Here is a 17609-nt window from a genome sequence, read left to right as displayed (position 1 = left end):
GTAGCGGTTCTATCTGCATTATTCATAGGGATAGAGTGTAGCATAAATGACTGAGACAACCTCTCTGACACCACTCGTCGAATTAAAAGCATTAAATAAAGCTTTTGATGGCAAACAAATTATTTCCGAGCTTGACTTAACCATCCAAAATGGTGAGTTTTTAACCATTTTAGGGCCTTCTGGCTGTGGCAAAACAACCGTTTTACGTTTAATTGCCGGCTTAGAAGATGTTGATGAAGGCAAAATCATCCTTGATGGCCAGGATATTACTGATATTCCAGCAGAACAGCGTTTTGTGAATACGGTATTTCAGAGCTATGCTTTGTTCCCACATATGACTGTTTTTGATAACGTCGCTTTTGGTCTACGTATGCAAAAAACACCCGCAGATGAGATCCAGAAACGTGTTGATCAAGCATTGCGTATGGTGCAATTAGAGGATTTCGCGCAACGTCGTCCAAACCAGCTGTCTGGCGGACAACAACAGCGAGTTGCTATTGCTCGGGCTGTCGTTAATCGCCCAAAAGTCCTCCTGCTGGATGAATCTTTATCTGCCCTAGATTATAAATTGCGTAAGCAAATGCAAAATGAGTTAAAAGCATTGCAACGTAAGCTGGGGATAACGTTTATTTTCGTCACGCATGATCAAGAAGAAGCACTTGCGATGTCTGACCGTATTATCGTGATGCGTGAAGGCAAAATAGAGCAGGATGGCTCACCACGAGAAATATATGAAGAGCCTAAAAATCTCTTTGTTGCTCAATTTATTGGTGAAATCAACATTTTTGATGCGAAAGTGCTATATCGCATTGATGAACAACGTATTCGCGCCAATGTTGAGGGCCATGAATGTGATATCTTTACCGCTCTTCCTGTTAAAGAAGGGCAATCTGTTCATGTCTTATTACGCCCAGAAGATTTGCGCGTAGAAGAGGTGAATGATGCAGAAAATCATCCTGGTTTAATTGGCTATGTTCGTGAGCGCAATTATAAAGGGATGACGCTAGATTCTGTGGTAGAGATGGAAGATGGCAAAATTATCATGGTCAGCGAATTCTTTAATGAGGATGATCCAGACGTAGACCACTCCTTAAACCAAAAAGTTGCTGTAACTTGGGTTGAAAGCTGGGAGGTGGTACTGGATGATCCGGCGTAAACATAAGATCTTACAAAACGTTATCATTACAGGCGTGGTAGCTTGGTTACTGCTATTTGTCTTTTTACCAAACATCATGATCATTGGTACTAGCTTTTTGACGCGCAGTGATACTAACCTTGTCGATCTGATCTTTACATGGGATAACTATCTCCGTTTATCGGATCCCATGTATGCGGAAGTGATGCTTCATTCACTGAATATGGCATTGGTCGCCACGTTTTTTTGTTTAATTATTGGCTATCCATTCGCTTTTATTCTGGCAAAGTTACCAAAACGTCTGCAACCTTTAATGCTTTTTCTGCTGATCGTACCTTTTTGGACTAATTCTCTAATCCGTATTTATGGATTAAAAGTTTTTTTGAGTACCAAAGGGTATTTAAATGATTTTTTGTTGTGGATAGGCATTATCGATAAACCGATACGCTTGATGTATACACCTGAAGCGGTTGTATTAGGCCTTATCTATATTCTATTGCCCTTCATGGTAATGCCGCTTTATTCCAGTATTGAAAAACTCGACAAATCTTATTTAGAAGCGGCGAGAGACCTTGGTGCGAATAAATTTCAGACCTTCATAAAGATCATTATTCCACTCACTATGCCCGGTATTATCGCGGGTTGTTTACTGGTGTTATTACCGGCGATGGGGCTGTTTTATGTTGCGGATTTAATGGGAGGAGCAAAAAATCTCTTAATAGGGAACGTTATTAAGAGTCAATTCCTGAATATCCGTGATTGGCCGTTTGGTGCGGCAACCAGCATCTTCTTGACTGTGATGATGGGACTGTTGCTGTATGTGTATTACCGAGCTGCTAAGCTTTTGAATAAAAAGGCGTATGAAGAATGATCGGTCGCACGTTACGAGGTGGCTTTATGGCCATCGTCTACGCTTATCTTTATATTCCAATTATCATTTTGATTGTTAATTCCTTCAATGAATCCCGTTTTGGAATTAATTGGCAGGGCTTTTCAACCAAATGGTATGAACTATTAATAAATAACGATAGCTTATTACAGGCGGCAGGGCATTCGTTGACGATGGCTGTTATTTCGGCGACATTTGCTACGATAATTGGCACATTAACAGCCGTTGCACTGTTTCGTTACCGTTTTAGAGGAAAACCGTTTGTCGGTGGCATGCTGTTTGTCGTCATGATGTCTCCTGATATCGTGATGGCAATTTCTCTGCTGGTATTATTTATGCTCTTAGGGGTTTCTCTCGGTTTTTGGTCGTTGCTATTTTCACATATTACATTCTGCCTACCTTTCGTTGTGGTGACCGTCTATGCCAGATTGAAGGACTTTGATGTGAAAATGTTGGAGGCAGCTAGGGACCTTGGGGCTGGGGAGTTTACAATTTTACGCAAGATTATCCTCCCGTTAGCATTACCCGCTGTTGTTGCTGGGTGGCTATTGAGCTTTACCTTATCTATGGATGATGTGGTCGTTTCATCATTTGTGACGGGGCCAAGCTATGAAATTTTACCGTTAAAGATTTACTCGATGGTGAAAGTCGGTGTTTCTCCTGAGGTTAATGCCTTGGCGACGGTATTGTTGTTAATGTCGCTAATTTTAGTTTGTTTGAGCCAATGGGTGATGCGGGATAAACTCGCAAAGCAGCCATAATCATTATTTATGTTGTATACGCAGCGCTGCTACTGGGGTCAGTAGCTCGCATATTTCGATGCCATTTGGCGATGAGGGTGGGCTCTCTATGAGCCTATAAGATATATATACACAAGATAATTCAAGTTTCGATTGGTGTAATCCGGTGATAAAGGGTGACTTGAAATATGGCGAGTATAAAAAAACACTTTGTTGAGGGATGCTCAGTAATGAAAAAATGGTCCTATCTGCTGGCGGCTGGCTTAGTTGCTGCAAGTATTGGCGCAGCTACAGCTGCTGACGAAAATAAAGACGTACTGTATTTCTATAACTGGACAGAATATGTTCCCCCTGGTTTATTAGAGCAATTTACTAAAGAAACTGGGATCAAGGTGATTTATTCCACCTACGAATCAAATGAAAGCATGTACACCAAACTCAAGACCTATAAAGAAGGTGCTTATGATTTGGTCGTTCCTTCAACTTACTTTATTTCTAAAATGAGTAAAGAAGGCATGTTACAAAAAATTGATAAAAACAAACTCAGTAATTTTAATAATCTTGACCCGAATCTACTGCATAAAGAATTCGACCCACAAAATGATTACTCGATCCCTTATATTTGGGGGGCAACGGGTATTGGTATTAACGGCGATGCGGTTGACCCTAGCTCGGTGACTTCTTGGGCTGATTTTTGGAAACCCGAATATAAAAATAGCCTATTAATGATGGACGATGCGCGTGAGGTATTCCAAGTCGCATTGACGAAATTGGGGTATTCAGGTAACACCACAGACCCTAAACAAATTGAAGAAGCTTATAAAGAGCTGCAAAAATTACGTCCAAATATTTTAGCTTTCAACTCCGATAACCCTGCAACACCATTTATTGAAGGTGAAGTTGATGTTGGGATGCTGTGGAATGGTTCCGCCTTTGTGGCGCGTCAAGCCGGCTTACCAATAGACGTTGTTTGGCCAAAAGAGGGGGGAATTTTCTGGATGGACAGCTTAGCTATCCCTGCAAATGCGAAAAATCCAGAAGGGGCACATAAGTTGATCAACTTCCTCTTGCGCCCTGAAATTGCCGCACAGGTTGCGGAAACGATCGGTTATCCAACACCCAACCTAGAAGCGAAGAAGATGCTACCGCCAGAAATCGCTAATGATCCATCCCTGTATCCAAGTGAAGAGGTGTTGAAAAAAGGTGAATGGCAAAGTGATGTCGGTAATGCAAATATTGTGTATGAAGAGTATTTTCAGAAACTAAAAGCAGGTCGCTAATATATTAGCGATTTTTAATCAGGGCATCGCAACGGCGATGCCCTTTTCGTTTTATTATTTGCTGCTATTCTTAATGACAAATTGCGCATAAGCATCAGCCCACGCTTGAATAAACTCTTTACTCTTAGGGGCAAAATTTCCTTGTTCATCGACCATACCATCAAACCATTTCAAATAGCACTCAGGTTGGTTGAGCGTTGGCATATTCAAAAACGCAAGGCTATTACGCAAGTGCTGTTGAGCAATAGCAGTACTGATATTTCCAATCGATACCCCTAAAATACCCGCTGGTTTCCCATTCCATGAATTATCACCCCATGGGCGTGAGCCTTGGTCAATGGCATTTTTTAAAACACCGGGGATTGAACGGTTATATTCAGGGGTAACAAAAATAATGCCATCACATTGAGTAATTTGTGATTTGAAACCCGTGACAATGGCGGGAACATGTTGATCAGCATCTTGGTTATATAAAGGCAGTTGACTGATATCAATAAATTGAAATGAGAAATGCGCTGGGAATAGCTTGATGAGTGCATTGGCGACCAATTTATTGTATGAGTCTGTACGTAAACTTCCTACAACAACACCAATTTGATATTGATTCGACATAATACATCCTTTTCTTTTGTGATTAGATGTTCTGCTTATATATTCTAGCGCTTTATCGGCATATAAATCCAATTTAAGACATATAAACATTAGAGAGTCATAAAAACTGAGCTTTTAAGATTAGCTAGCCGTATTTGTAACGAATTGAATAACGAATATAAATAAGATTACGGTAAGGATATAGCGGCGATAAATGTCGATTTTCGGTATTCGTTATGCTTAGAGAGGAACGTTTTGCGATGACGGTTGCGCGACAAAGAATGCCTGTTTGGCGATAAAGTTCTACACAAGGTTTGTGATAGCCTAAAACTTATGTATGACTTAACTCAGGGAAAAAATATGCAACATATTGAATGGGACGATTTTACTCGTGTTGAAATGCGGGCTGGTACGATAATTAAAGCGGAAGTGAATAGCAAAGCCAAAAAACCTGCTTATGTTATGGACGTGGATTTAGGTGAATTAGGTATTAAGCGTTCGAGCGCACAAATTACTGTCAATTACACACCAGAAGAATTGGTTGGTAAGCGTGTATTGTGCGTATGTAACTTTGAGGTCAAGCGCATCGCAGGTATTAAATCTGAGGTTCTTATTACAGGTGCTCCTGACGAGACAGGCGCTATCGTTCTGGCTGAGTTCAATTTACCTCTGCCTAATGGTGCGAGACTTGCCTGACAGGCTAGCTGCAATTTAAATAATAAAAAGGCTATACTGCTACTATGCCCAGCAAGTAGGAGTTCGCCTTTGTTATTGCCTGAATTACATTACCGCCAATATTCCGAAGATGTTGTTTCTCATCAGCATGATGGGCAATGGCAAATTGTCTTTGCATTAGCTGGTGGAATGGAAATTAATATGCATCGACAACATTTTTTGTTGGGTGCAGGCAACGGGGTGATAATCGCTCCGGGTGTGAGCCATGCCTTTAGCGGACAAACAGGTAACCAAAACTATGTTTTGGAAATGCCAATCGCTTCACAATGGCGTGTTGATGAAAAAACGCCCTACTTTTCGTTAACTCCGGCGGCAATGGGATTATTAAATTGGTTACAAAATTTCCCCCAGCCGCCTGAGCAGAATACGGTTATCGCAAAATTACTACTCGCACAATTGAAACCACAATCTCAGTGGATTGATAGCATTACGCAATGGGTTGATGCGCGCTTACATCGGCCAATTAGTTGCCAAGATATGGCTAATGCATTCTGTATGTCAGTCAGTACATTACAGCGCAAAATTAAAGTAGAGACTCAGCTAACCGTGATGCAATTTGTATTACAACAGCGAATGGAAGCCGCATGCCGTTTATTGATGGGAACTCTTTCAATTGAGCAGGTTGCATTAGCGGTCGGCTATGACTCTCATTCGGCTTTTAGCCAAGCATTTCGCCAATTCTATGGTAAAAGACCAATGGAATATCGCTTGGGGAGATGAGTGCATTACTTAGGCTTAAAGTGTTGGCGAATAGGCATTTCATATTCACCATGCAAAAAGTCAGTATTCACATTGGCTTGTTTAAGTTTCAGTTCTAACAAAGACAGTTGTTTGCTTAAAGGGAGATAGCTGGGATTATCAGGTTCTAAACCTTTCAACATATCGACCAAGGTTAGCGCATCTTTGCGATCTTGTAATTCGGGAGGTAGATAACCTGCATTTTTTAGTATGCGATAACTCGCCCGTAATTCAGGTGGGACTTGGCTATCATCATCCAGTAATAGCGGTTTACCTTCCCCTTGTAGATTGTTTAGTTCACCTTTGCTTAGGGCTTCTTGAATGTGGCGCTCAGCCCAATCATCAATAACAGACATAATGACTCATTAGGTTTTATATAATAAAAAGTGACTAGGGTATTAGACCGATAAAATCGATAAACGCTTAGCGGTTAATTCACTGAAAATCGGTATGCTTTCAGCATGAATCTTAGCAAGAACCGGCAAATACGTCATCAGTATTATAATCGTAACAACGATATCATTGCTATCTTCATTGTGACTTGATTATGTCTGGCTCCCCTCATTTTGAATCAATAAATAGTCGGAAATTAGGAAAAATATAAGGTGACATATGGCGTGTTTTGATTGATTTGAGGCCTAAAAAAAGAGGTTATTGGTTATTTATAGCAAGTAGCGCCATGTTTTGAACTAAAGCTCGCTGATTTATTATTTTTTACTCATATTTTAAAGGGGAAAAGAAGAAGAAGGAGAAAAAATATCATATCGCTTTACTCCTTTTATGAAAAAAATATCGTTCATTGAAGGCTAACTTTATTAAAAATAACCTCTATTGTGTGTGTTAGGGGTATTTTGTGAAATTTAAGTGTGTTCATCGACTGTTTTCAGTATGAGTGGCGAATAGATAAGAAATGATATTATTAATATTATGATTTTTAAGTTAATTAATGAGATTATTGTAAAAAAGAATATGAAACTTAGCGTGCTAGTCAGTATCACCTAATTGTGGGTTTTAGTTATCCATTTTGTTATTAATTATTTGATATTTTTTCAAGCTGTTAAAATTTATTACTTTAGGGATTAAAAATCATATTTTTAGTCTTTTTTTGATTTGTTTGTTATAAAATGCTGCCTCATTGACATGAATAACTTAACAATATTTTTTAAGTCGTTGTTTTATTATTGGCTTTATATATTTTCACTTACGCATAAATGGTGTTTTTTTTATTGCTAATAATAGGCTGCGTTGCATTTATGATGCTACTCCATGATAATTAATACACTTTTACAGCGTAACAATGGTTATGAATTGGAAATAGAAGAGTGAATTAATATTATGTTTTGATTTTTAGTGGAGTAACGGCATGCTTTTAAAAATAAATTCACGACCTTTAAGTGAAAGTGACAAAGTGGCAATAAAAAAAGAAATGGCTGTCATTATTGGTCGTGTATTGTTTAAACTTAGAAAGTCCTATGGCATATCAGGAAAGAAATTAGCGAAAGAAGTTGGTATGTCACAACAACAAATTTCACGATACGAAAATGGCATTAACTATATCACTGTGGATATGATTTTAGGTATATTATATTTCTTGGAAGTGCCTATTTTCGAATTCTTTAATATTGTGACGAAAGAAATTAAAAATAGTAATTATGAGCTATTTTTGATTTATGAGAAAGTATTAACGAATAATTATATAAGCTCTAATTTATTACATAAAGATGCTTTTTTTGATGTAATTAGTGATTCATCAGTTAAATACTATTAATTTTTAATTGTAGTTTTTATTCTTTTTGGGTTCCTTTTTTATTTTTAATCAAACTATTTTTATTTAGTTGTTCATTTTGTTTATTTGATTTTTTAATTAAATAAATGATTGGCATTTAAATCTGTAGTGGGAAATTTTATTTCCTTGTTAATCATCCGTATGTTTTACAATTAATAGGTTATAGGTTTTATTCATGAAAAATAAATCAATTGCAATAGCAACTTTTATGATGCTAGGTCTAGCATCTGCCGCAAATGCAGCAGACCAAGGACATGGAAAAGTCACATTTAAAGGGGCTATTATTGATGCGCCATGCTCTATTTCTCCAGACTCTATCGATCAAACTGTTGATCTGGGCCTCATTTCTAATATGGCATTAGTTGATGGTGGTAAATCTTCACCACGCGTATTTGACATTGCACTGGAAAACTGTGATATCACGAACCTCACTAAGGGGGTGCAATTGGTATTTACCGGCGCATCCGCAGCCTTCGATAATACCAATAAAACGCTCGGTATTGTTGGTACTGGTTCAGGTGCGGGCGTTCAAATTACGACGGGTAACGGGAATGTCATCACACTGGGTACCGCAACACCCTTCCAAAATATTCAAGAAGGTAATAATACCTTACGTTTCTCTGCATACCTAATGGGTAATGGTGGCGATATCTCTACCATTACTGCTGGTGATTTCAGCTCTGTTGCAGATTTCACGATGTCTTACGAATAATTCATATTGAGCCAGTAAACAAGGATGTTTTTGGCTCATCCCTAACTGAATTTTGAGTGAGAAATAAGAATGAATAATCCAATAGGCAGCGGTGTTTTTTCAATCGGTCTAGGAATATGTGCTTTGATTTTTGCTCCTTCAATAAGCGCATCAGGCTCAGTCAAGATGAATGGAAGCATAATTGAAACAGCTTGTGCTATTGATGTGGGAAGTCGTGACCAAACTGTTGATATGGGAAGCTTAGCGCTGACACAAATTCGTCGTGATGGGCAAGGACCAACACGCCCCTTTGTGATTCGATTAATGAATTGTGTTCTTGAGCAACAAGATCCGAATAAACCGAATTGGCAATATTTTCGTATTACCTTTGATGGCCCTCATGAAAAAGGGTTATTTGGTGTGAGCGGGCAAGCCAAAGGTGTCGGTTTGCTAATTCAGCGTGATAACGATGGTGAAATCGTAATTCCAGGTCAAGGTATGTCTTCTAATCAACTCGTTGAGGGGAACCGAGAATTAATCTATCAATTGCGGTTAGTCGCTAATCATCGTCCGCTGAGTTCAGGACAATATTACAGTCAGTTGCGCTTTAAATTGGATTATGAATAACGAAGACGTAATGTCATCTGGGCTTTCAGGGAAGATGACTCAATTCAATCATGCAATGACATCACGAAAAAAGAATATATAAGAAGGTCGATACCATGACCCTAAATTGTATTTATTCGCCGTTATTACGATTTGTTCAGCCATACAGAGCAGGGTTACTTGCAACCTTGGTCATCAGCTTAACAACAAATGCGACTGAAATAGAATTTAATACCGATATTTTGGACGTCAATGATCAGGCGAATATTGATTTAAGCCAGTTCTCTCGTCCCGGTTATTTAATGCCCGGAGAATACAGTTTTACTATTTTTCTAAATAAACAAAGTATTCCTGAACAAACTGTTTTTTATTATGCGCCAGAACACCAGAGGAATGAAAGTGAAGCATGTTTAAGCCCTACATTAGTGCAACAACTCGGTCTTAAGCCTAATTTATGGCCGACATTACAGTGGTGGCATCAAGATCAGTGTTTGTCATTAGAGAGCCTCCCAGGGATGGAAGTCAAAGCCGATTTAGCCTCCTCGGCTTTATACATTAGTTTACCGCAAGCTTATTTAGAGTATACGGCGGAGAACTGGGATCCTCCAGCTCGTTGGGAAGAGGGGATACCAGGAGCGTTACTTGACTATAACTTGAATATGCAAATTGGCCAACAGACAAGAAGTGGACTGCAAACCAGCTACAACGCCAGTGGTAATGGGGTGATGGGGATTAACTTAGATGTTTGGCGAGTACGAGCTGACTGGCAGCTGCGCTTTGATAAGCAACAAGGTCAAGATTCAACGTCATCGTTAGATTGGAACCGTTACTACATGTACCGCTCGGTTAAACCGTTAGGCGCTAAATTGACACTCGGAGAGGATTACCTGAGTTCTGACATCTTCGACAATTTTCGCTTTACGGGACTGAGTTTACTGACTGATAGCAATATGTTGCCGCCAAATTTACGAGGCTATGCACCTGAAGTGACAGGCGTCGCCAAAAGTAACGCAACCGTGATTGTGAGCCAACAAGGGCGAATTATCTATCAGACTCAAGTTGCAGCAGGTCCTTTTCGTATTCAAGACCTGAATGACGCACTGACGGGTGAGCTCAATGTCGAAGTGAAAGAACAAGACGGTTCAACACAAACATTCACTGTAAATACTGCGAGCGTACCTTATCTGACTCGACCTGGACTCCTACGCTATAAGCTTGCGGCAGGTCGCCCCACTGATTGGCGCCACCAAGTGAGAGGAGAAAACTTTGCTAGCGGTGAGTTTTCATGGGGAGTGAATAATGGTTGGTCTCTGTTTGGTGGCGGAATGACCTCAGAGAATTATAACTCTGCTGCTTTTGGTATTGGGCGAGATTTAAAGGTGCTCGGGGCTCTTTCATTTGATGTAACGCATGCGCGTGCTCATTTAAAAGACTTAAAGGATATCGGTGATAAAACTTATCGGGGAAGTTCGTATCGCTTGAGCTATTCAAAACACTTTGATGCTTATAACAGCCAAGTGACTTTTGCTGGGTACCGTTTTTCCGAACAAGGTTTTATGAGTATGTCTGAGTATTTAGAGGCACAGGCTACTGAAGTGCGTCAATACAACAGTAAAGAGATGTATACCCTCTCGTATAACCAGCAATTTCCTGAAACTGGGTTGAGTGCATACGTTAATTATTATCATCAAACATATTGGGATCAGCCGGATAACGATCGTTATAGCATCTCGTTAGCGCGCTATTTTGATGTCGATAAGTGGAAAAATTTAAGTGTCAATGTAACGGGCTATCGCAACCGCTATCGCGGAATAAATGATGATGGTATGTACGCTTCACTCTCCATACCATGGGGAGATAGGGGGTCTGTTAGCCTGAATAGTAGTTGGGATCAAAGTGACAGCACTCAGCGTATTAGCTACTACAACCGGTTCGATGAACGTAGCAATTACCAGTTAAGTACGGGGTGGGCGCAATCAGGTGCGCTGATGAGTGGTTATTACACTTATCAAGGTGATTTAGCTCAAGTTAATGCGAATGCAACGTATCAACAAGATCGCTATCGCTCCGCTGGCTTGTCATTTCAAGGCGGATTTACTGCCACAGAAAATGGCGCTGTGATGCATAGAAATAACCAATTAGGTGGAACGCGGATATTTGTTGATACGGATGGTGTTGCAGATATTCCATTACGTGGTTATGGCTCAGTGATACGAAGCAACCGTTTTGGGCAGGCTGTCATCACTGATGTGAATAGCTATTACCGCAACCAAATTAGCGTGGACTTGAACTCGTTACCTGAAAACGCACAGGTGTCTCAGTCGATAAAACAAGGCACTTTAACCGAAGGGGCGATTGGTTATCGTCAATTTGAGGTCGTGGCTGGGCATAGTGGAATGGCCGTATTGCGTTTATCGAACGACGATACGCCGCCGTTTGGGGCGACAGTACTGAATAAACGTGGACAGAATGTCGGCATGGTTGGTGATGATGGCGTGACTTATTTAACCGGTTTGAATCCTAAAGATGTATTAAAAGTACGTTGGGATGAGCAGGTACAGTGTGAGATCACCTTACCCGATCAGCTACCTGAAGGAGAGATGCTGTTATCTCGTTGGTTATTGCCATGCCACCTTTCCAGTAATCAGTGAGGCACAAGCAAGAGTGATTGTGTGGATAGACGGAAACAGAGTGCATCTGCTGGCCAGATAGTGAAACAACTTACCTTTAAAGTGATAAGAATAGGAAGATAGTTATATGATAAGTAAAACAATAGGTTATCGTACCTCAATGTTATTTTTAGGGGGCGTCTTTTCATCGATGATGTTACCCAACGCGCATGCTGCCATTGCACTGGATAGAACAAGAGCGATTATCACCGGTGAAGATAAGTCAATAAGCCTGAATGTCAGTAATGAAAACAAACAGCTGCCATATTTAGCTCAAGGTTGGATTGAAAATGGGCAGGGTGAAAAAGTTAGCGACCCGTTTACCGTGCTTCCTCCCGTGCAGCGGATTGAGCCTGGGGCAAAAAGCCAAGTCAAAATTCAAGCATTACCCAGTGTTGCTAAACTCCCTCAAGATAGAGAATCAGTGTATTACTTTAACTTGCGCGAAATTCCGCCAAAAAGTGATAAACCGAACACATTGCAACTCGCATTACAAACGCGCATTAAGTTGTTTTATCGCCCAAAAGCGATCATTCCAACTCGCGAACAAAGGGATAATCCATGGCAAGAAAAAGTGACGCTAACTCGGCAAGGTGACCAATATACACTGGTTAATCCAACACCTTATTACGTCACAATTGTAGATGCTACGCCACGTAAAGAAGGAGCAACAGTCTCTGGATTTGAGCCAGTGATGGTTGCACCAAAAAGTCGCCAACCATTAGCAGGAAGTGCGAATGCATTGGGAACGAGTCCTGTGCTGACGTATATCAATGATTATGGTGGTCGGCCAACATTGACCTTTACATGCCAAGGTCCTAATTGCCATGTAGTTCCTGAGAAAAACTAGGACAGACGGATTAAGAACGGATTAGATAACAGAGGAACGTCATGACAGTAGCGCATAGAACTCTCCAGGGTATGCCGTTGAGTTGTTTAGGATGGATTTTACTTACGAGTTCTGCTCTGGGGAGCACCTTAGATAAGGTGGATAACTGGGATGTGGATGGGGCTCATGGCGCGTTATATGTGCAGGGAGCGTTAACCGAAAGTGCTTGCCGACTGGCGATGCCTTCTACCTACCAAACCGTAGATTTAGGAACGATAGGAACGGGGCAAGTAGAGAAAGTGGGTCAAATGGGGACTCCTATAGCCATACAGTTACGGCTAGAAGATTGCTTAAGAGGGGAAAGCCGAAGTCGCAATAAAGCGGGCAATGTTTTATGGAGCCCAGATATGCCAGCGATGAAAATTCGTTTTTTAGCACCGACGGACGCCCAAGATGAGCAGTTAGTGTCTGTGTTAGGCGCAAAAGGAATGGGATTGCGATTGAGTGATGCTGAACGTAACCCAATAACATTGGGGCAATACAGCCGCCCTCAGTTGATTTCTTCAGGGCATAATCAATTGACCTACTATATAACCCCAGTACGAACAACCGCAGAGTTAAGGTCTGGTGCTTATCGTGCATTGATCCGTTTTCAAGTGAGCTATGAATAGAGGACATTCTGATGCAATTAATAGATGTTAGGCTCTATACATTAAAAAAACGGCGGTTATTCGTCACTATTTTGTTATTAAGTAGTGTGATGATATTTGCTAAAGCGGATACAGCTAATCTCAATTTGACATTAACAATTACGATGCCACCTCAGTGCACTTTTAATGGTAATCAGGCCACGTCGGTTAGTTTCGGTGAAGTACAGCAAGGGCTTATTGATGGGACGAGCTATAAGCGGATGCCAATTAATTATGGTCTTGTTTGTACGGGGCTTGAAAAAAACAATTTAACTATGACGCTGTCTTGGAATGAATTAACTCTAAATGGTGAATCAACAATAAAAACCAATCGAACGGATTTAGGGATAGCCATTTATCGTGATAGCACTCGAGTGAGAAATAATTCAGCCATTAATTTTACCTACGGTTCATCGCCACAATTATATGCAGTACCTACAAAACCAACAGGAAAAATGCTTACGGATGCGGGTAGGTTTACCGGTGTGATGACAATGACCTTAAATTACCAATAGGTTAAGGAATGAGTATGAAAAAACATATAATCTATTGGCTTGGGATAGGCTTATTTGTAGGTCTCCACCCTGTATTATCTCATGCTTTGACCGTTAATTTTGATGGCACATTAGTGGTCACACCGCCAGAATGCACGATTAATGGAGGAAGCACAACGGATGTGGATTTTGGCAATATACACGAAACCTTGATTGATAATAGCAGCTATAAACGTACAAAGATTGAATATGAATTAAATTGTATCAACATTTATAGCAATGCGGTGAAAATGACGTTGGGATGGAATGCAACCACGATTAATGGGCAGAATGTCATAAAGACCAACCTAACAAATTTGGGAATTGCGATATATCAGGATAATACCCGTTTGAATAACGGAGCTGTATTGAATTTTACTTATAAAGGAACAATGCCCTCTTTATATGCGATCCCAGTGAAACCAATTGGTAGTGTGTTAACCGATGGCGGTAATTTTAGTGGCATATTAACCATGTTGGTTGATTATCGCTAAGGAGAAAATATGAAATACCCAGGTTGGTGGTTAGTAATATTATATTTTGTCGGTACTGCTCCGGTTTTAGGGGTAAATGTCAACCTACGTGGAAATCTTATCGTCACTCCCCCAGAATGCATCTTGAATAATAATAACCAAGAATCAATTCATTTTGGCGATATTTTATTAACTCGGATAGATGGAACTCATTATTTACAGGATTTGCCGTTAAGCCTGACCTGTTCAGAATTAGCTAAAAACAATCTGACATTAACGTTGAAAGGTGAGCAAACAACTTTTAATAGTAATGGGGCATTGAAAACATCAAATAGTAAATTAGGCATAGTGTTTTATATTAATGGTTCTCGGCAAGCGATAAATCAACCCGTTAAATTTACGTACAGTGCACTACCTTCTTTAAAAGTCGCGCCAATAAAGAATAGCACTGCTAATTACAGCAACACAGACGGTGGTCATTTTACGGCACTTGCAACCTTGAAGGTGGATTATCAATGAAACGATTCGCAGTCATCTGTTTTATTGTGTTTGACATGTTGATGTTAGCCGGACAATCCGCTCAGGCAAATTGGGTATTTGACGGCACTTTAATTATTCCTCCTGTGTGTCAGCTTAACCAAAATAAACCAATACAGGTGTCATTTGGTAAAGTGGGAGTACGTAAAGTTGACGGTGATAGGTTTAAACAAGAGATTCCTTACCAATTGGACTGTCTAGGTGATTTAAATCAACCTTGGGATGTCACACTAACATTTAGTGGTACTCAAGCTGGAAATGGGTTTGATAAGGCGACATTGCGAACGGTCAGCGCTTTAAATAATGGTAAATTCGGTTTGCAAATTCAAAAGGATGGTCAGGCATTAGAGTTGAATAAAGCATTTTCGATTAACCCAGCGGCCCCCCCAAAATTATCTGCGGTGCCTATTAAACTCGCGGGCACAGAGCTTATAGGGGATGATTTTATGGCAACAGGAGCATTGACCATTGATTTTCAATAAATTAATTTTTAAAACAAAGAATATGAGCTATAGGCTATGCCAATTATGCTCTTTTATTTTCGTTGGTTATTTGTTGAACTTTTCAGGGGTATCACAAGCGGAAACGGTACAATTTGATGGCGTTTTGGTTGAAGATGCTTGTGAAGTTTATCCTGGAGATGAAAATATTGAGTTAGATTTTGGCACTGTTGTTGATAAATATTTATATCTTAATACACGAACACATAGTCAGCCTTTTACGATCCGTTTAATTAATTGTGATTTAGTATTGGGAAAAGAAGTGAGAGTAACGTTTACCGGAAATGAAAATTTAGCGCTTCCTGGTTTATTAGCATTAGATCGCGGTAGTCAAGCTAGTGGGATAGCTATTGGATTAGAAACTGAAAATGGAACGCCTATTATCCTAAATAAGGTACATAGCTATATACAGAACCTTCACACTGGAAATGGCAATGATTTAAATTTAAAAGCGTATATACAAGGTGAACCCAATGCACTATTAACAAAAAAAATAGGCAGAGGTGAATTCTATGTAACAACAAAATTTGTTTTAGAGTATGAATGAAAATTGGCTCATTTAGTGAATTAAGCGCGAATAGGGTTTATTTAATAAAACAAAGTTTATGAGCTGACTTAAAGAGCTGAATGTCTCAATCAATTATGAAGACAGTTATATTTATTGCTAAAGCTAATGTATCAAATTCTAAAGCAGATAATTTGGTTTTGCTATTTTAATGAATGATAAAAATCATCATCAGTTTTAGTTTTAATTTCCACATGAAAAATGAGTTGTAGTTTATAAAAAGTATAATATTTTTAATAGGATATATATGAGAACTTTTCCCTTACTATTAGCGTGTGTGCCTTTGAGTTCATTTGCTGACTTCACGGTTACGGCCGAACAAACAACCGCACCATTCATGACGGTCTGGGCGGAAGGATTAGTCACCTATCATATTGTTAGATTTACTGACTGTAAAACAGCTGAGTGCTCGCAAGAAATACATAACGATCGTGCTAGAGTGAGCGTAGAACCAACGCTTCTTGATGATCAAGGTTTTGATCCCTTAGGTAATCGGGTTAGTTATGAAAGTTATAATATTAATTGTGATGGTCAGGCGCTGAGTCATATGGCTGGTTTAAACTGGGCGAGTAAAGTGTTTAATGGCGGTATGAGACTACAATTAACAGACAATAGAATACCTTCAAAATGGTTACCTTGGGATGAGAATAATGTGTCGGTTGGGATTAATTGTTTTGACAAGGTGAATAAAACATACTTAATCTATTTTTCGAATAGTGGTGGTCAGTCTAAAGGGAGACCAAATAGGTTAAGTTCATGTAGTTTAAATAGCCAGAACTTAAATCTTAATTATTCCTCATCGAGTTTAAAAGCTGAAGGGCTTGAAAAAAGTACTCGTCTGAATATTTCCTGTACTTCTGGCACAGCTCGAAATTATCAATTAAGGTTGACGGCGAGTAATGCTACAAATGGGCTGTTGAATTTCGGAAATGGCGTTTCTGCACAAGTATCATTAAATGGTATTCAAGTGAACGCGAATGGTACTGGAATTTCACTTAATAACTTAGTCAATAGTACAATAGCCGTTAACGCTAAACTAAAAGGTAGCGCAACAAAATCTGGGGTATCAAAGGCAAATGGTATTTTAGTATTAGATGCATTATAAGCTGTTGTGACTGGTTTTTATTAATATTAGCGTTAATATTTATTAATTTCATCGTCTAAATTAATGATTCGATGTCATAATTAATTGCGTGAGATTAAAAGTAGATAACGGATAATATAATAAATATGTTAATAAATATGTGTGATAATTGCACTTTTTCTCATTGAGCAATCATATTCAGGATGAAGATGAAATGTTGATGGTTTTAATCATGCTAAAATAGATTCAACTTAAATTAATATTTAAATAGATAACGATATTGAAACGAAAACTTGCAGCAATAGAAGATTATTCGAGATTTCAAAAATGAGAGAGTATCTGAAAGTGATGTCATGATAGCAAAAATCGGGCATAGAAAAGATAACTTAGTTTATTATTCTTTTTGTAATTAGTAGGGAAAATCTTGTTGTAGATACGGATATTTCGTATCTAGTTTGTAGTGAAAATACTGAAAACTATTCTATTTTTAACTGAAAAATGCTTTCAGTCACCGAGAAAACCGCTTAAAACTGTTATCT

20 protein-coding genes are annotated in these 17609 nt (G+C 39.3%); 18 read left to right on the top strand and 2 right to left on the bottom strand.

The window, feature by feature from the left end; all coding sequences use genetic code 11:
* Positions 1-46: 46 nt before the first annotated feature.
* The 4 genes from potA (at position 47) to potD (ending at position 4044) form a co-directional block, all read left to right on the top strand.
* Entirely contained in the window at positions 47-1156 is a 1110-nt protein-coding gene (potA, locus tag ACWPW6_RS16295; protein WP_154622068.1) for a spermidine/putrescine ABC transporter ATP-binding protein PotA, read from the top strand.
* Positions 1143-2006, top strand: coding sequence for a spermidine/putrescine ABC transporter permease PotB (potB, locus tag ACWPW6_RS16290; RefSeq protein WP_163863096.1), 864 nt, complete (start codon positions 1143-1145; stop codon positions 2004-2006). Before potA ends, potB begins: the two co-directional genes overlap by 14 nt.
* Positions 2003-2785: a spermidine/putrescine ABC transporter permease PotC gene (gene potC, locus ACWPW6_RS16285; RefSeq protein ID WP_154622070.1), complete on the top strand. Its 783-nt coding sequence runs from the start codon at positions 2003-2005 to the stop codon at positions 2783-2785. The genes potB and potC overlap by 4 nt, the downstream gene beginning before the upstream one ends.
* Before the next feature lie 209 nt (positions 2786-2994).
* Positions 2995-4044, top strand: a complete 1050-nt coding sequence (potD, locus tag ACWPW6_RS16280) for a spermidine/putrescine ABC transporter substrate-binding protein PotD (RefSeq protein WP_154622071.1) — start codon at positions 2995-2997, stop codon at positions 4042-4044.
* 54 nt (positions 4045-4098) lie between these two features.
* Here the strand turns inward: potD and ACWPW6_RS16275 are convergent, their stop codons facing one another.
* Positions 4099-4656, bottom strand: coding sequence for an NADPH-dependent FMN reductase (locus tag ACWPW6_RS16275; protein WP_154622072.1), 558 nt, complete (start codon positions 4654-4656; stop codon positions 4099-4101).
* Between the two features lie 339 nt (positions 4657-4995).
* Here ACWPW6_RS16275 and ACWPW6_RS16270 point away from each other — a divergent pair, with 339 nt between their 5' ends.
* The gene (locus tag ACWPW6_RS16270; RefSeq protein WP_154622073.1) at positions 4996-5331 is read left to right on the top strand and encodes a tRNA-binding protein; all 336 of its coding nucleotides are present in this window, start codon (positions 4996-4998) and stop codon (positions 5329-5331) included.
* 69 nt (positions 5332-5400) lie between these two features.
* On the top strand, positions 5401-6090 hold the full coding sequence (locus ACWPW6_RS16265; RefSeq protein ID WP_249999397.1) for an AraC family transcriptional regulator: 690 nt from the start codon (positions 5401-5403) through the stop codon (positions 6088-6090).
* A 5-nt stretch (positions 6091-6095) separates the two neighbouring features.
* On the opposite strand, the gene ACWPW6_RS16260 is transcribed toward ACWPW6_RS16265, so the two are convergent.
* Entirely contained in the window at positions 6096-6464 is a 369-nt protein-coding gene (locus ACWPW6_RS16260; RefSeq protein WP_154622075.1) for a DnaJ family domain-containing protein, read from the bottom strand.
* Between the two features lie 1007 nt (positions 6465-7471).
* Here ACWPW6_RS16260 and ACWPW6_RS16255 point away from each other — a divergent pair.
* The 12 genes from ACWPW6_RS16255 to ACWPW6_RS16200 all read left to right on the top strand — a co-directional run bounded on the left by ACWPW6_RS16255 (position 7472) and on the right by ACWPW6_RS16200 (position 17091).
* On the top strand, positions 7472-7876 hold the full coding sequence (locus tag ACWPW6_RS16255) for a helix-turn-helix domain-containing protein (protein ID WP_154635616.1): 405 nt from the start codon (positions 7472-7474) through the stop codon (positions 7874-7876).
* A gap of 193 nt (positions 7877-8069) precedes the next feature.
* Entirely contained in the window at positions 8070-8606 is a 537-nt protein-coding gene (locus ACWPW6_RS16250) for a fimbrial protein (RefSeq protein WP_154623607.1), read from the top strand.
* A 69-nt stretch (positions 8607-8675) separates the two neighbouring features.
* Positions 8676-9212, top strand: a complete 537-nt coding sequence (locus ACWPW6_RS16245; RefSeq protein WP_154623606.1) for a fimbrial protein — start codon at positions 8676-8678, stop codon at positions 9210-9212.
* Positions 9213-9307: 95 nt separating this feature from the next.
* Complete coding sequence (locus tag ACWPW6_RS16240; RefSeq protein WP_257759866.1) at positions 9308-11842, top strand: outer membrane usher protein; 2535 nt, start codon at positions 9308-9310, stop codon at positions 11840-11842.
* Between the two features lie 139 nt (positions 11843-11981).
* Positions 11982-12710, top strand: coding sequence for a fimbria/pilus periplasmic chaperone (locus tag ACWPW6_RS16235; RefSeq protein WP_196713755.1), 729 nt, complete (start codon positions 11982-11984; stop codon positions 12708-12710).
* 41 nt (positions 12711-12751) lie between these two features.
* Complete coding sequence (locus ACWPW6_RS16230) at positions 12752-13360, top strand: fimbrial protein (protein ID WP_154623604.1); 609 nt, start codon at positions 12752-12754, stop codon at positions 13358-13360.
* Positions 13361-13371: 11 nt separating this feature from the next.
* The gene (locus ACWPW6_RS16225) at positions 13372-13893 is read left to right on the top strand and encodes a fimbrial protein (RefSeq protein WP_163863092.1); all 522 of its coding nucleotides are present in this window, start codon (positions 13372-13374) and stop codon (positions 13891-13893) included.
* Between the two features lie 14 nt (positions 13894-13907).
* Positions 13908-14405: a fimbrial protein gene (locus tag ACWPW6_RS16220; protein ID WP_163863090.1), complete on the top strand. Its 498-nt coding sequence runs from the start codon at positions 13908-13910 to the stop codon at positions 14403-14405.
* Between the two features lie 9 nt (positions 14406-14414).
* Positions 14415-14903, top strand: coding sequence for a fimbrial protein (locus ACWPW6_RS16215; RefSeq protein WP_249999383.1), 489 nt, complete (start codon positions 14415-14417; stop codon positions 14901-14903).
* Positions 14900-15403, top strand: coding sequence for a fimbrial protein (locus ACWPW6_RS16210; protein WP_249999381.1), 504 nt, complete (start codon positions 14900-14902; stop codon positions 15401-15403). The genes ACWPW6_RS16215 and ACWPW6_RS16210 overlap by 4 nt, the downstream gene beginning before the upstream one ends.
* Before the next feature lie 22 nt (positions 15404-15425).
* The gene (locus ACWPW6_RS16205) at positions 15426-15968 is read left to right on the top strand and encodes a fimbrial protein (RefSeq protein ID WP_163863653.1); all 543 of its coding nucleotides are present in this window, start codon (positions 15426-15428) and stop codon (positions 15966-15968) included.
* Between the two features lie 265 nt (positions 15969-16233).
* On the top strand, positions 16234-17091 hold the full coding sequence (locus tag ACWPW6_RS16200; RefSeq protein ID WP_249999380.1) for a hypothetical protein: 858 nt from the start codon (positions 16234-16236) through the stop codon (positions 17089-17091).
* Positions 17092-17609 lie beyond the last annotated feature (518 nt).

Source organism: Providencia sp. Marseille-Q8014 (genome assembly GCF_965112055.1).
Note: the sequence above shows the minus strand (reverse complement) of the source record. Positions and strands in the feature narration are given on the sequence as shown.